The sequence below is a fragment of the Mesorhizobium sp. CU3 genome (genome assembly GCF_006442965.1).
Taxonomy (GTDB): domain Bacteria; phylum Pseudomonadota; class Alphaproteobacteria; order Rhizobiales; family Rhizobiaceae; genus Mesorhizobium.
The window spans coordinates 289350-303804 of the sequence record NZ_VFWX01000007.1 but is presented as its reverse complement, the minus strand read 5'-3'; the positions used below and the strand labels follow the sequence as shown (position 1 = coordinate 303804).

The following is a 14455-nucleotide window of genomic DNA, read 5'->3' as shown; positions in this document are numbered from 1 at the left end:
CCCTCCGGAGGGGGGAAAGGTGGCGCTGCGAAGCAGCGACGGATTGGGGGAACCACCTGGCAATCAAGCCTTCGGCCGATCAGTCACGCCAGTTACAGAAGAACTGTGCGTAGCGTAACCACTGCGTGGGGCGAGGAATCAAATCCCCGTCAGGTCGCTCATCAGGCCGGACGCCACCGACAGCCGCGACACGGTGATGTCGCCGCCTTCGGTCAGCGCCTGCAGCCGCTCGCGGATGCGTGCGACGCGCTCGCCGCCGGCCTCCAGCCAGGCCGCGACGGGATCCGCCGCCTTGCCGTATCCGCTCAGCGCCGACACCGCGATGCCGCGCCGCGCGGCGCCGATCGTGTCGGTGGCGCGCGACAGCGCCAGCTGGTCGTAATAGTCCGGCGGCATGATCGAGCGTGCCGCTTCCTCGACGCGCGGGATGCGGAAGGCGTCGCTGACGGCGAAGAATGCCTTCGCCGCGCTGACGATATCGGCATTGGCCGTGCGCGCGGCGAGCGCGATGTCCGGGATCAACTCGCTCACCTCGGTAAGCGCCAGCTTCTCGGCCAGTTTCTCGGGCGCGCCGCCCTTGAACAGCCCATGCCGCTGCTCCTCGATGCGCTCGCGCGAGAAGGCCGGCAACAGCGACGTCAGCTTCGGCTCCAGCGCCTTGCGCGCCTCCTGCAGCTCCGCGATGCGCTGCCCAAGCGGCACAGAACCCGCTTCGTTCTTCAGGTACCAGCCGCTGGTCACGAAGATCAGCCGGCTGACCGACTGGTAGAGATCGAGCTGGATCTGGCCGTCGATCTGGTTGTCGAGCGCGTCGATCTCCTTGTAGAGCGAAGGCAACGCAAAACCGTCGCGCACCACCGCGAAAGTGCGCACGACATCCGCCGCGGTGCGGCCCGTCGCTTCCTGCAGCCGGTTGACGAAGGACGGGCCGCCGCGATTGACGAGATCGTTGGCGATGACGCGGGTGATGATCTCGCGCCGCAGCCTGTGGTCGCGGATCTCGCCGGCAAACTTCTTCGCCATGCGCTCCGGGAAATAGCCCATCAGGTCGCGGTCGAAATGCGGTTCGTCCGGCACGTCACTGGCGACGATGTCGGAGAACAGCACGATCTTGGCATAGGCAAGCAGCACGCCGAGCTCGGCCCGGGTCAGCGGCTCGCCGCGCGCCTCGCGCTCGGCAAGCGCAGCCGGCGAAGGCAGCGTTTCGACCGCCCGGTCGAGCAGGCCGCGCGCTTCCAGCGCCGTCATGAAACGCGCCTGGTGGGCGATGTCGGCAAGGCCGCGTTTGCGCGCCAAGGACAGCGCCAGCGTCTGCTGGTAATTGTTGGAGAGCACCAGCGCACCGACCTCGTCGGTCATCTCGGCGAGCAGCTTGTTGCGCGCCGGCCTGGTCAGCGAGCCTTTGCGCATGGCGGACGCCAGCGCGATCTTGATGTTGACCTCGACGTCCGAGCAGTTGACGCCGCCCGAATTGTCGATGGCGTCGGAATTGCAGCGGCCGCCATTCAGGCCGAACTCGATGCGCGCGCGCTGCGTGACGCCGAGATTGGCGCCCTCACCGATCACTTTCGCCCGGATATCGAGCGCGGTGACGCGGATGGCGTCGTTGGCGCGGTCGCCGACATCGGCGTTGGTTTCGCCCGAGCCCCTGACATAGGTGCCGATGCCGCCGAACCACAGAAGGTCGACCGGCGCCTTGAGGATGGCGTTCATGATCTCGACCGGCGTCGCGGTGGTCTTGGCCAGTCCGATCGCGGCGGCTGCCGCCGCAGGCAGCGTGATCGATTTCTGGTTGCGCGAGACGATGACGCCGCCTTCAGACAGTTTCGACTTGTCATAGTCCTGCCAGGACGAACGCGGCAGCGCGAACATGCGCTGGCGTTCGGCCATCGAGGCCGCCATATCGGGATCGGGATCGATGAAGATGTCGCGATGGTCGAAGGCGGCGATCAGCTTGGTGGCCGGCGACAACAGCATGCCGTTGCCGAACACGTCGCCCGACATGTCGCCGACGCCGACAACGGTGAAGGGAGAGGTCTGGATGTCGCGGTTCATCTCGCGGAAATGCCGCTTGACCGCTTCCCAGGCGCCCTTGGCGGTAATGCCCATCTTCTTGTGGTCGTAGCCGGCCGAGCCGCCGCTGGCGAAGGCGTCGTCCAGCCAGAAATGATGCTTTTCGGAAATCGCGTTGGCGGTGTCGGAGAAGGTCGCCGTGCCCTTGTCGGCGGCGACGACGAAATACGGATCGTCCTTGTCGCGCCGCACCACGCCGGCCGGCGGGATGACGCCGTCGACGCCGATATTGTCGGTGATCGACAGAAGGCTGGAGACGAAATTCTTGTAGGCCGAGGTGCCGGCCTCAAAGATGGCGTCGCGGCTGCCACCGACCGGCAGTCGCTTCGGGAAGAAGCCGCCCTTGGCGCCGACGGGCACGATGACGGCGTTCTTGACCTGCTGCGCCTTGACCAGGCCGAGCACCTCGGTGCGATAGTCCTGAGCGCGGTCCGACCAGCGCAACCCGCCCCGCGCCACCGGGCCGAAACGCAGATGCACGCCCTCGACCTCGGAGCCATAGACGAAGATCTCGCGCCACGGCCTCGGCGCCGGCAGGCCTTCGACCGCATGCGAGTCGAGCTTGATCGCCAGCGACTGCCCTTTCTCCTTCGTATCGGCTACGAAATGATTGGTGCGTATCGAGGCTTCGATCAGATTGAGGTAGCGGCGGATGATGGTGTCATCGTCGATGTTGGGCACCTCTTCCAAGGCGTCCTTGATCTTGGCCTTGAGGTGCTTGGCCGCGACCACGCCCTCGCCCTCCGCCGTCGGTCCGAGCCGGGCGACGAACAGCGCATGCAGGCCGCGGGCGATCTCCGGATAGCGGTTGAGTGCGGCGGCGATGAAATCCTGGCTTTGCGGGATGCCGGCCTGCTGCAGATAGCGGCCATAGGCGCGCAGGATGGTGACCTCGCCCGACCACAGCCCGGCGGTCTGCGCCAGGCCGTTATAGCCGTCATTGTCGACCTCGCCGCGCCATACTGACAGGAAAGCATCTTCGAACAGCCCGCCGCCATCGGTGAGGTCGATCGGCTTGCCGTAGCTGTTCTCGAGTTCCATGTCGTGAACGAAGACCGCGCCGGCCGGGTCGCCGCCAACCTCGAAGGTACGCTCGCTGATGACGCGGAAGCCGATGTTTTCGAGCACCGGCACGCGCCGCGACAGCGCGACAGGGCTGCCGAAATGGTAGATTTTCAGCGCCGCCTGGTGTGGCTTCTGGTCGGCATGGCGGTAATAGTCGATGGCGATCGGATTGTCGGCGCTGATTTTTGCAATGCGCCCGGCATCGGCGAGCGCCACGGCGGCCGAGAAGCTATCGCGATAGCTTTCGGGGAAGCGCGCCGCGATTGCCTTCAGCGCCGGATCGCTGCCGGCCTGTTCCGCAGCCTCCGACAGTGCGTCCTCCCAGGTGCGCACGATGTCGCGGATCGCCGCTTCGATCGTCGCCTGCTCGACCTTCGGCGTCTTGCCGCCGGAGCGGCCGATAATGAAATGGACGCGCGCCAGCCCGCCCTCGGGAAAGGCCGGGTAATAGGCCGACAGCCGGCCCTCGAACACGGTTTTGAGATAGGTGCCGACCTTCTCGCGCACGACGCTGTCGTAACGGTCGCGCGGCACGAAGACGAGGATCGAAACGAAGCGGTCGAACTGGTCGACGCGCACCAGCGCCCTGACGCGCGGCCGCTCGATCAGGCCGAGAATGGCGACGGCATGCTTGCGCAGGATCGGGATCGGAACCTGGAACAGCTCGTCGCGCGGATAGCTTTCCAGGATGTTGATCAGCGCCTTGCCGGAATGATCGTGCGGATCGAAGCCGGATTTCGCAATCACCGTCTCGGCCTTCGAGCGCAGATAGGGGATCTTCATCACCGAGCGTGTGTAGGCGGTCGAGGTGAACAGGCCGACGATGCGCAACTCGCCCGCCAGCGCGCCCTTCGCCGTGTAGGTCTTGATGCCGATGTAATCGAGATAGATGCGGCGATGCACCAGCGACTTGGCGTTGGCCTTGGTGACGATCAGCGGCTCCGGCCCGTGCAGGAAGGCGCGGATCTCCGGCGTCGTCGTCACCGCCTCGGTGCCGCGCCGCAGAACCAGCACGTCCGGATCGGAGAGGATGCCGAGGCCGGGCTTTTCGGCGCGCTCCAGATTGCCGCTTTCCTCACCGCCGACATATTTGAACTCGCGCATGCCGAGGAAGGTGAAATTGTCGTCGCGCAGCCATTCGAGGAAGGCGATCGCCTCGGCGACGCTCTTCTTGTCGAGCGGCACGGCCGTATAGCGGAATTCCGAAATCGCCTGGTCGAGGCGGGCGAGCATGCGCTTCCAGTCGACCACGGCGGCGCGGACCTGCGATAGCATCTTGCGCAGCCGCTCGGTCAGGCTCTTTGCCTGCTCGGCGTTGAGCCGGGGAATATGGACATGGACGACGCTCAGCCGGTCGTGGCCGTCGTCCTCCTTGCCGCCGTCGCCGACGACCTCGGCGCCGGTCTTGCCGTGGCGCACGCTGACGATCGGATGGGTGACCAGCGTCGGCTCGCCGGATGTCTCGGTGATCTCGCCGAGGATCGAATCGAACAGGAACGGCATGTTGTCGTTGACGACGGTGATGACCGATACCGGCCGGCCGTCGCAGGCGACGCCCGGGTCGGCTTCCACAGCGACGACGCTTTCGCCTTTCTTGTGCTTGGCGACCGCCTGGGCGGCAAACGCGCCCGCGCGTCCCAGGTCGGCCGCGTCATAGGCCGCGACGTCTTCCGCCGGCGCCCGGGCGAGCAGGTAATCGGCAAGCCTGGCGGGTTTCTCCTCTGCCTTGGCGGTTTTCTTCTTCGGCTTGGATTTTACGCTGGCCATGACGTTATTCCCTCCCGTCTTATGCTTTTGTTTCTATGGTAGCCAGATGACCGCTGTTTGGCGACAAAGGTTTGACGGCGTTCAAAGAAAAATGACGTGTCCGCGGATGAGCCGGCGTCCTTTGCAGGCGAAGGGAGGAACGATGACCGATAGGATTACAGCGCTCGACCTGGCTCAGGCCGAGCTCAGCGAGGCGACGAAAGCCTATTTCGCCAAATGCGAGGAGAAGCTCGGCCTGGTGCCCAATGTGCTCAAAGCCTATGCCTTCGACGAGAAGAAGCTGCGCGCCTTCACCGACATGTACAATGATTTGATGCTGGGCGAATCCGGCCTGTCGAAGCTTGAGCGGGAGATGATCGCGGTGGTCGTCTCCTCGATCAACCATTGCTACTACTGCCTCACCGCGCATGGCGCGGCCGTGCGCCAGCTGTCGGGCGACCCGGCCCTCGGCGAGATGATGGTGATGAATTTCCGCGCCGCCGACCTTACGCCGAAGCAGACGGCGATGCTCGAATTCTCCGTCAAGCTGACTGAGGAGCCGGCCCGGATCGTGGAGGCCGACCGCGCTGCCTTGCGCGAGGCCGGGTTCAGCAACCGCGACATCTGGGACATCGCCTCGACCGCTGCCTTCTTCAACATGTCCAACCGGGTGGCCGCGGCGATCGATATGCGGCCGAACGACGAATACCACGCCATGGCCCGATAGGGCCGCGGGTCTTACATTAGCGATATCGAATTTTTCATTGCCCGCCGCACTGTTTGGTCCGATGATCAGGATTGCGGCGCAGCCGCATATCCACGATTGCAGCATCGCTGCATATCGGACTGCAGCATCGCTGCGTATCGCAAGCGGCTTGGCCGCATGCCGGTTCGACGCCGCCGACAGGGAGGAGAACATGGCGAAATTTCTCTATGTCTATCACGGCTCCGGCAAGATGCCGGCCGATGAAGCCGAACGCAAAGCGGCGATGGATGCCTGGACGGGCTGGTACGACAAGCTCGGCTCGGCCGTGGTCGACGGCGGCAATCCGGTCGGCATGTCAAAGACGGTGCTGTCGAGCGGCAAGATCGAGAACAATGGCGGCAGCAACCCGACCGCCGGCTACACGGTCGTCGAAGCCAGGGACATCGACGACGCCGTCGCCAAGGCCAAGGATTGCCCGATCCTGATGGACCCTGCCTTCAGCGTCGAGATCGCGCCGATCATCGAGATGATGTAGCGCTCAAGAACGGGCAGCGATTGCCGCGGCGGCGCCCGCCATCGTCGTGGCGCTGACGCGGTTGGCGATCTTCATGGCGCGCCTGCTCTTCAGGAGCTTGCGCGCCTGCGCCGCCGCCAGCACCCAGGCGAGGTCGATGACCACCAGCACGATGGCCATGGTGAGCGTCAGCTCGACCCAGCCGACCACGCTAACGGAGGCAAGGTCGATGATGGTCGGCAGCAGCGCCAGATAAAACATCATGATCTTCGGGTTGCCTAATGTGACCGCCATGCCGGCAAAGAACAGTTTCAAAGGCGAATCCTCGCGCGGCATCTCGCCTTCCTTCGCCTCGACCGGCGCCGTCCACATCTTGAACGCCAGATAAGCGAGATAGGCGACGCCCACCCATTTCACGACGACGAAGGCATAGTGGAAGGTCTGCGCCACGACGGCGAGCCCGAACACCGCCAGCGACAGCCAGACGGCCTCACCGATCCACATCGCCAGCAGGAACGGGAAGACATCGCGAAACCCTTTCGCGATGACGCGCGCCACGAGCGCCGCGATCGACGGCCCTGGCGAACCGGCCGCGACGAAGAGGGCGGCGGCGAAGATCAGCAGCGAGGTGAAATGCATGGGCGCGCTTCCTGTGGGCAGGGACAGACGATACCCGATCGGAGCGGATTTGGCACGCCGGGCAAGGTGCGGTGGTCGAGCAAGGAGACAATTACTGCCAACGCCGGCGCCGCCCCTCATCCGCCCTTCGGGCACCTTCTCCCCGTAAACGGGGCGAAGGACGATGCCGCCGCCGCCAATCGCAAACGTCGCAGAATGGGCGCCGGCGCCGCGGCCAGCCTCTTTCTCCCCGTTTACGGGGAGAAATGCCCGGCAGGGCAATGAGGGGCAGCGCCAACATCCGTGGTTAGCCCTTGCTCCTTTACCGCCTCACGTCTAGAAGACCCGCCCGACATAAATTTTCGAGCTTCACTTTGCCTCAGTAACCGCCGGTCTCGCCAACTCCCCGAATGCACCGTAGGCGCAGCCATTGGCGCGTCTGCTTCATCTCATGTGTTCTTCAGGCGGCGGTTCGAGACCGGTTTGGCATTGCTGAGCCGCCGTCGTGCGCAACTTTTGCCGACGCCTGACTACCCACTAATGCAGTCTTTCGCCACGCCGTGCCCGCATGGGCATCTCGGACATTGCCGGCCTGACGGACTTCCCGACGGGAAGGGCCTACCGGCATGTCTTCTACCTTGTCTGTCCGCTGGACTATCGCGCCCGCAATCGCGCCTCGGCCTCTCATCAACTGCAACCGCTGCGGCGGCGTCAGGCCGTATCAATGCAGCGAAAAATTCCGCGTCAACGCCAACGGTAAGCGCATCGACGTCTGGCTGATCTACCGTTGCACGGCCTGCGAGAATTCCTGGAATTTCGGCATTTTCGAACGCCGCAACCGCAAGGATATCGAGCCGGCGCTGCTGCGGGCGCTCGAAAGCAACGATCCGGCGCTGGCGCGACGCCACGCCTTCGATGTCGTTGCGCTGCGCGGCCGGGCAGGACGGGTCGAAGAATTCCCGGATGTCTCTGTGCGCAAGCAGGTGCTCGGCGGCGCGGGGGAAGAAGCGACCACGCTGGAGCTTCGGCTGGGGGTAGAGACGCCGATATCGCTCCGGCTCGACCGTCTGCTCGCCGGCGAGCTCGGCATCTCGCGATCCAGGCTGCAACGCTGGGAAGAGCGAAAGCGCCTGAAGATCGACCCGCACGGCGCCAGGGCCGTGCGCAAGCCGGTTTGGAACGGCGTGGCTGTCGACATCGACCTGACCGGAGAGGCAGATTGCAACGCCATTCTCTCGGCCGCGCGCGGCTGAAACGAAAAGAGGGAGCATTGCTCCCTCTTTTGAACCGTTGTGCGGAATTCCTAAGCCGCGCCCATCACCTTGGCGGCCTTTTCGAAACGCTTGCGCTCGTTCGGGTCGAGATAGAGCTTGCGCAGACGTATGGTCTTGGGCGTCACCTCGACCAGCTCGTCGTCCTGGATCCAGGCCAGCGCGCGCTCCAGCGTCATGCGGATCGGCGGCGTCAGCTTCACCGCCTCGTCCTTGCCGGCGGCGCGGATGTTGGTGAGCTTCTTGCCCTTGAGCACGTTCACTTCGAGGTCGTTGTCGCGGCTATGGATGCCGATGATCATGCCCTGATAGACCTTGACGCCCGGATCGATGATCATCGGGCCGCGGTCTTCCAGGTTCCACATGGCATAAGCGACGGACTCGCCCTGTTCGTTGGAGATCAGCACGCCGTTGGTGCGGCCGGGCAATTCGCCCTTATAGGGCTCATAGGCGAAGAACAGCCGGTTCATCACCGCTGTGCCGCGCGTGTCGGTCAGAAGCTCCGACTGGTAGCCGATCAGGCCGCGCGTCGGCGCGTGGAAGACCAGGCGCTGGCGGTTGCCGCCGGAGGGGCGCAGCTCGACCATTTCGGCCTTGCGCTCCGACATTTTCTGCACGACGACGCCGGCATGCTCCTCGTCGACGTCGATGACGACTTCCTCGACCGGCTCCAGCAATTCGCCGTTCTCGCCCTTCTGCATGACGACGCGCGGGCGCGACACGGCGAGCTCGAAGCCCTCGCGGCGCATCGTCTCGATCAGCACCGCGAGCTGCAATTCGCCGCGGCCGGAGACGAAGAAGGAATCCTTCTCCGCCGATTCCTCGATCTTCAGTGCGACATTGCCCTCGGCCTCGCGCAGCAGGCGGTCGCGGATGACGCGACTGGTCACCTTGTCGCCCTCGGTGCCGGCAAGCGGGCTGTCATTGACGAGGAAGGACATGGTCACCGTCGGCGGATCGATCGGCTGCGCATGCAGCGGCTCGCTCACCGCCGGATCGCAGAACGTGTCGGCGACAGTACCCTTGGAGAGACCGGCAATGGCGACGATGTCGCCCGCCTGGGCTTCGTCGATCGGCTGGCGCTCGAGGCCACGGAAGGCAAGGATTTTCGAGACACGGCCGGTCTCGATCTGCGTGCCGTCATGGTGCAGCACCTTGACCGCCTGGTTGGCCTTCAGCGAGCCGGATTCGATGCGGCCGGTGATGATGCGGCCGAGGAACGGATTGGCTTCGAGGATGGTGCCGATCATGCGGAACGCGCCGGGATGCACGGTCGGCGCCGGTACATGCTTGACGACGAGGTCGAACAGCGGCGCCAGGCCCTGGTCCTTCGGGCCTTCCGGGTTCTCGGAGACCCAGCCGTCGCGTCCGGAACCGTAGAGGATCGGGAAGTCGAGCTGCTCGTCGGTGGCGTCGAGCGCGGCGAACAGGTCGAACACCTCGTTGACCACTTCGATATGGCGGGCGTCCGGCCGGTCGATCTTGTTGATGACGACGATCGGACGCAAGCCGACCTTCAGCGCCTTGCCGACGACGAACTTGGTCTGCGGCATCGGGCCTTCGGCGGCGTCGACCAGAACAATGGCCGAATCCACCATCGACAGGATGCGCTCCACCTCGCCGCCGAAATCGGCGTGTCCGGGCGTGTCGACAATGTTGATGCGGGTGCCGTGCCAGTCGACCGAGGTCGCCTTGGCCAGGATGGTGATGCCGCGCTCTTTTTCGAGGTCGTTGGAATCCATGGCGCGCTCGGCGACGCGCTGGTTGTCGCGGAAGGCGCCGGACTGTTTCAGGAGCTGGTCGACCAGCGTGGTTTTGCCATGGTCGACGTGCGCGATGATCGCGATATTACGAAGGTTCATTTTGTCTGGTCTCGGGAACGTTGCAGGCAGCAGGCTTGAAAAGCGCCGCCTTTTTCGGTTGCGCGGCTCATACAGGGTTTTTCGCAATTGCGAAAGGGGAGGGCCTTCCCCAAATACATGGTCACTGATTCTTAAACGTCTTGGTGTGAAATGATTCTGTTAACCAAGGCGGAACCTTTGAGGGGCCGGGCAGTTCGATGTCTATGACCGATCATATCGCCAGATTGCGTCCGGTTTTGACGTGGGCAACGCTTGCCGTCGTGATCGCGGCCGGCGCCGCGCAATCGGCCGCCGTGCTGCGCGACGCCAATCCGGCCCGCCCGGACGACGCCCAGACCGCCGAACAGATGTTCGCCGACGCCCCCGACGGCGTTGACCCGGTCGTCACCGGCCCGGTCAGCGCCGCCTTCAAGCAGCGCCAGAAGGACGCCAACTGCGACACGGCGGTCTGGCCGAACATTCCGAAGATCTGCTATCCGGATTGATATTTGCCGTACAGGAACACGGCAACATAGCGGTCTTTTGCGCCCCTGCGCCCTGCGGGGCTATCCAACAAGGACGGGAGAAACGCGCCTTAAGCCGCCTGCGGCTCCGGATCAAACGCCGGCCGGCTCGTATTGATCAGCAGAGAAATACACGCCGCCGCAATCCCCGTCATGCCGGCGATCAGGAACGCCAGTTCGTAATTGCCCTGCAGCTCGCGCATCGTGCCGCCGAACGCCGCAGCTGCAGCCGCGCCGATCTGGTGTCCGGCGACGATCCAGCCGAACACGATCGGGCCGCTGCGGTCGCCAAAGGCTTCGTTGGCGAGCCGCAGAGTCGGCGGCACGGTGGCGATCCAGTCGAGACCGTAGAGCACGGCGAAGATGATCAGGCTGGTTCCTGAGAAGCCGGAATAGGGCAGGTACATCAGCGACAGGCCCCGGATGGCATAATAGACGCCGAGCAGCTTGCGCGGATCGAAGCGGTCTGTCAGCCAGCCGGACAAGGTCGTGCCGATCAGGTCGAAAATGCCCATCAGCGACAGCAACCCGGCCGCCTGAACTTCGGGGATGCCCATGTCGCCGCAAAACGCGATGAGATGCGTGCCGACCAGGCCGTTGGTGGTGAAGCCGCAGATGAAGAAGGTGGCGAACAGATACCAGAACACCCTGGTGCCGGCGGCGCGGCGCAGCGTGTTCAGCGTATGCGCCAGGAAATTGCCTTGCGATGCGGGCGATACCGGCGGCACATCGTCCGGTTCGGCGCCGTAGCGCACCTGGCCTATCGAAGCCGGGCGCTCGGGCACCAGCAGGAGCACGAACGGTATCAGCGCCGCCGTCGCGATTGCCACGGCGATCGCCACCGGCTTCCAACCGCCGTTCTGCGCCAGCGAGGCGATCACCGGCAGGAAGATCAGCATGCCGGTGGCGCTGGAGGCCGACATCAGGCCCATCATCAACCCGCGATTGGTCTTGAACCAGCGGTTGACGATGGTCGCGCCAAGCACGCTCGCCACCGCGCCGGAGCCGATGCCGGAAAAGACGCCCCAGGTGACGAACAGGTGCCAGGGCTGCGTCATGAACAGGCTGAGCGCGGTCGAGCCCGACATTAACAGCAGTGCACCGAGCAGCGTGCGGCGCAGTCCGACGCGCTCCATCAGTGCCGCGGCGAACGGCCCGGTCAGGCCATAGAGCAGGATACCGACGCTGGCGGCCCAGGAGATCACGTCGCGACGCCAGACGAAGCTTTCCTCGAGCGGCACCATCATCACCGAGGGCGCCGAACGAAGCCCGGCCGCGATCAGCAGACAGAAGAAAATGACGCCAACAACGACGAAGGCGTAGCGCTGGCCAAACGGACGGGACTGGGCTATCATGTTACTGACCGGTACGTTGCAATTGGGGATTGCTCTACATACGTACCGGTCAGTAACATTGTCAAGCAGGTTGTTTGAATGTCTTCCGACAATAAAATTGAAGCGTCGGTCAGTGAAACGCACGCCCCGGCGCCGAAGGCCGCCGACAAGATCCTCGATGTCGCGCGCGACCTGTTCTATCGCGAAGGCATCAGGGCGATCGGCGTCGACGAGATCGTCAGGCGAGCCGGCGTCACCAAGCCGAGCCTCTATCGCAGCTTCCCCTCCAAGGACGAGCTCGCCGCCTCCTACCTGCGCAAATACGACCTCGAATTCTGGCAGCGCTTCGACGAGGCGGTCGACGCGCATCCGGGCAATCCGCGCGCGCAGCTCGTCGCTTTCCTGACCCGAGTCGGCAAGCGCACGCAGAAGCCGGACTATCGCGGCTGCGGCATGACCAATGCTGCGGTGGAGTATCCCGAGCACGGCCATCCCGCCCGCGTGGTGAGCGAGAACAACAAGCAGGAACTGCGCCGTCGCCTGCGCGCCATGGCGGCGGGTATGGGCGCTGCGGACTCCGACACGCTCGGCGACGGACTGCTGCTTCTGATCGAGGGCGCCTATATTAGCGGTCAGATCTTCGGCGAGGGTGGGCCTGCGGCATCGGTAGCGCGCAACGCCGACCTGCTTATTGAGGCCAGCTTGAAGAAATAGCGATTGGCGCTAGGCTCCGGCAGCTCGAAACGGAGTTGCCAGCCATGCGCGCTTTCCTGATCCCGTTAGCCTTCGCCGGTCTCTGCCAGGCAGCCCATGCCGGCGACATTTCCAGCGCCTATACCGATCTCGATTCGAAGAAGGATTGCGTGACCTACGCCCAGGCCGAACAGGGCGACGGCGACTGGGCGAACCTCGCCTGCTCCGGCTATCGCGGCTACCCCGTGCTGATCAACTACGATGACGCACGCGAATCCGTCTACTACGGCTTTCCCTCCGACGACATGACCGCGGTCTGGGAAAGCTTCTCCGCCTTCAATGGCTCCGGCCCCAAGGTCGAATGGCGCATCGAGACCAAGGGCGACGTGGCGGTTCCTTTCGCCACCATCCACCGCCGTTCGGTAAGCGATCCGCAGGACGAGAAGAAGTCGACCGATGTGCTGGTCGTCGCCAAGGTGGCGCAGCCCGAGCAGCACGAAGGCTGCACGGTCGGCCTGGTTCTGGCCACCGGCAACCCCGACGCCAACAATCAGGCGCGCAAGCTCGCCGACGAAAAAGCAAGGACATTCGCCTGCGGCAAGGACAAGCGCGAGGTCATCGGCAAGGTGCCTGATTTCGGCCGGGTGGATAACTGACGCGAAGTTCCCCGACGAACTACGAAACCTGGTCGACGCCGGATCGGATTCCCATTCGTCGCGCACCGAGCGCGATCTTGGCCGGTCTCGCCAGTGGATGATGAAGGAAGGGATCGCCCCCTATCGTCACAAGCCAAATTTGACCATGTGGACAAAACTCAACCACCGGCCCATAGTCCCCACCGTCTGACATTTCGAACGGCCGGCTCGACACGGCCGTCGCGCAGAGGGGAACTTCAATGGAAAACCAACGCAGCAAAACGCAACGCATGAGCCTGTCGCGCCGCAACGTGCTGGAACTCGGCGCGCTCGGTCTCGCCGCTACCGTCCTGCCTGGCGCGGCATTCGCCAAGGACAAGAAACTGAAGGTGGCGGCGATCTTCGCCACGCCCATCGAGGAGCCGTGGGACAACCAGATCCATGTCGCCTTGCAGAAGGCCGAGAAGGAACTGGGCATCGAATACAAATGGTCTGAGAAGGTGCAGACCGCCGACTTCAGCCGCGTCATGCGCGAATATGCGCAAGGCGGTTACCAGCTGGTGCTGGGCGACGCCTTCGCCGCCGAGCGCGAGTCGCGCCGCACGGCCAAGCAGTTCCCTAAGACGGCTTGGCTGTTCGGTTCGGGCGCCGGCCCGGCCGAACCCAATTTCGGCGTCTTCGACAACTGGATCCATGAGCCGGCCTATCTGTCGGGCCTGATCGCCGGCAAGATGTCGAAGTCGGGCACGGTCGGCGCCGTCGCGGCGATGGGCATTCCGGAAGTGAACCGGCTGGTCAACGCCTTCTTTGCCGGCGCCAAGGAGGTCAATCCCAATATCAAGAAGAAGGTCGCCTTCATCGGCTCCTTCTTCGATCCGCCGAAGGCCAAGGAAGCGGCGGTGGCGCAGATCGATGCCGGCGTCGACGTCATCTATGCCGAGCGCTTCGGCGTCATCGAGGCGGCGGTGGAGAAGAAGATTTTTGCCATCTCCAATATGTCCGATCAGTCGAGCCTTGGCCCGGACACGGTGATCACCGGCCCGGTGTGGGACATGTATCCGACGGTCGAGCAGGCCATCAAGCTGGTCAAGGCCGGCGTCTTCACCGCGCAGGACTATGGCGACTTCTCGCGCATGGCCAAGGGCGGTTCGTTCCTCGCGCCCTACCACAAGTTCGACAAGACGCTGCCGGCGGAGGTCAAGGACCTGGTCGAAAAGAAGAAAGCCGAGATCCTGGAAGGCAATTTCCGCGTCGACGTCGACGAGAACACGCCGGTTTCGGATTGAGGACTGAGGGCGGCGCGAGGCCCCCCTCTCTGCCCTGCCGGGCATCTCCCCCCTCGAGGGGGGAGATTGGCAGCTTCGATGCTGGCGCTCCTCTTTCAACGTCGGCGATTGGCGAAGGCCGGCGTGACATCGGATCTCCCCCCTTGAGG

General features: G+C 64.3%; 11 protein-coding genes. 7 read left to right on the top strand and 4 right to left on the bottom strand.

Annotated features, from left to right (window positions below):
* Window positions 1-138: 138 nt before the first annotated feature.
* Entirely contained in the window at window positions 139-4905 is a 4767-nt protein-coding gene (locus FJ988_RS13725) for an NAD-glutamate dehydrogenase (RefSeq protein WP_140818448.1), read from the bottom strand.
* A 142-nt stretch (window positions 4906-5047) separates the two neighbouring features.
* Here FJ988_RS13725 and FJ988_RS13720 point away from each other — a divergent pair, with 142 nt between their 5' ends.
* Together FJ988_RS13720 and FJ988_RS13715 are read left to right on the top strand one after the other, a co-directional pair.
* Window positions 5048-5611 carry a peroxidase-related enzyme gene (locus FJ988_RS13720; protein ID WP_140818446.1) on the top strand — a complete coding sequence of 188 codons (564 nt, stop codon included), beginning with the start codon at window positions 5048-5050 and terminating at the stop codon, window positions 5609-5611.
* A 190-nt stretch (window positions 5612-5801) separates the two neighbouring features.
* Window positions 5802-6125, top strand: coding sequence for a YciI family protein (locus tag FJ988_RS13715; RefSeq protein WP_140818444.1), 324 nt, complete (start codon window positions 5802-5804; stop codon window positions 6123-6125).
* 3 nt (window positions 6126-6128) lie between these two features.
* Here the strand turns inward: FJ988_RS13715 and FJ988_RS13710 are convergent, their stop codons facing one another.
* Window positions 6129-6743 (bottom strand): LysE family translocator, encoded by a 615-nt coding sequence (locus tag FJ988_RS13710; RefSeq protein WP_140818442.1) that lies wholly within the window; start codon window positions 6741-6743, stop codon window positions 6129-6131.
* 605 nt (window positions 6744-7348) lie between these two features.
* Here FJ988_RS13710 and FJ988_RS13705 point away from each other — a divergent pair.
* Window positions 7349-7975, top strand: coding sequence for a DUF1062 domain-containing protein (locus FJ988_RS13705; protein ID WP_140818440.1), 627 nt, complete (start codon window positions 7349-7351; stop codon window positions 7973-7975).
* A gap of 50 nt (window positions 7976-8025) precedes the next feature.
* Here FJ988_RS13705 and typA read toward each other — a convergent pair whose 3' ends face one another.
* Window positions 8026-9855: a translational GTPase TypA gene (gene typA, locus FJ988_RS13700; protein ID WP_140818438.1), complete on the bottom strand. Its 1830-nt coding sequence runs from the start codon at window positions 9853-9855 to the stop codon at window positions 8026-8028.
* A 197-nt stretch (window positions 9856-10052) separates the two neighbouring features.
* Between typA and FJ988_RS13695 the strand changes: the two genes are divergently transcribed.
* Window positions 10053-10340 (top strand): hypothetical protein, encoded by a 288-nt coding sequence (locus FJ988_RS13695; protein ID WP_246688531.1) that lies wholly within the window; start codon window positions 10053-10055, stop codon window positions 10338-10340.
* Between the two features lie 89 nt (window positions 10341-10429).
* On the opposite strand, the gene FJ988_RS13690 is transcribed toward FJ988_RS13695, so the two are convergent.
* Window positions 10430-11713: an MFS transporter gene (locus FJ988_RS13690; RefSeq protein WP_140818436.1), complete on the bottom strand. Its 1284-nt coding sequence runs from the start codon at window positions 11711-11713 to the stop codon at window positions 10430-10432.
* Between the two features lie 78 nt (window positions 11714-11791).
* Between FJ988_RS13690 and FJ988_RS13685 the strand changes: the two genes are divergently transcribed.
* From FJ988_RS13685 to FJ988_RS13675, 3 genes are all read left to right on the top strand, one after another.
* Window positions 11792-12406 (top strand): TetR/AcrR family transcriptional regulator, encoded by a 615-nt coding sequence (locus FJ988_RS13685; protein WP_140818434.1) that lies wholly within the window; start codon window positions 11792-11794, stop codon window positions 12404-12406.
* A gap of 44 nt (window positions 12407-12450) precedes the next feature.
* The gene (locus FJ988_RS13680) at window positions 12451-13041 is read left to right on the top strand and encodes a hypothetical protein (protein ID WP_140818432.1); all 591 of its coding nucleotides are present in this window, start codon (window positions 12451-12453) and stop codon (window positions 13039-13041) included.
* A gap of 239 nt (window positions 13042-13280) precedes the next feature.
* On the top strand, window positions 13281-14306 hold the full coding sequence (locus tag FJ988_RS13675; protein WP_140818430.1) for a BMP family protein: 1026 nt from the start codon (window positions 13281-13283) through the stop codon (window positions 14304-14306).
* Window positions 14307-14455 lie beyond the last annotated feature (149 nt).

What these genes read in the sequence shown, in the direction of transcription:
- FJ988_RS13725 (WP_140818448.1), bottom strand. Translation starts at nt 4,905, where the DNA reads ATGGCCAGCGTAAAATCCAAGCCGAAGAAGAAAACCGCCAAGGCAGAG.
- FJ988_RS13720 (WP_140818446.1), top strand. Translation starts at nt 5,048, where the DNA reads ATGACCGATAGGATTACAGCGCTCGACCTGGCTCAGGCCGAGCTCAGC.
- FJ988_RS13715 (WP_140818444.1), top strand. Translation starts at nt 5,802, where the DNA reads ATGGCGAAATTTCTCTATGTCTATCACGGCTCCGGCAAGATGCCGGCC.
- FJ988_RS13710 (WP_140818442.1), bottom strand. Translation starts at nt 6,743, where the DNA reads ATGCATTTCACCTCGCTGCTGATCTTCGCCGCCGCCCTCTTCGTCGCG.
- FJ988_RS13705 (WP_140818440.1), top strand. Translation starts at nt 7,349, where the DNA reads ATGTCTTCTACCTTGTCTGTCCGCTGGACTATCGCGCCCGCAATCGCG.
- typA (WP_140818438.1), bottom strand. Translation starts at nt 9,855, where the DNA reads ATGAACCTTCGTAATATCGCGATCATCGCGCACGTCGACCATGGCAAA.
- FJ988_RS13695 (WP_246688531.1), top strand. Translation starts at nt 10,053, where the DNA reads ATGTCTATGACCGATCATATCGCCAGATTGCGTCCGGTTTTGACGTGG.
- FJ988_RS13690 (WP_140818436.1), bottom strand. Translation starts at nt 11,713, where the DNA reads ATGATAGCCCAGTCCCGTCCGTTTGGCCAGCGCTACGCCTTCGTCGTT.
- FJ988_RS13685 (WP_140818434.1), top strand. Translation starts at nt 11,792, where the DNA reads ATGTCTTCCGACAATAAAATTGAAGCGTCGGTCAGTGAAACGCACGCC.
- FJ988_RS13680 (WP_140818432.1), top strand. Translation starts at nt 12,451, where the DNA reads ATGCGCGCTTTCCTGATCCCGTTAGCCTTCGCCGGTCTCTGCCAGGCA.
- FJ988_RS13675 (WP_140818430.1), top strand. Translation starts at nt 13,281, where the DNA reads ATGGAAAACCAACGCAGCAAAACGCAACGCATGAGCCTGTCGCGCCGC.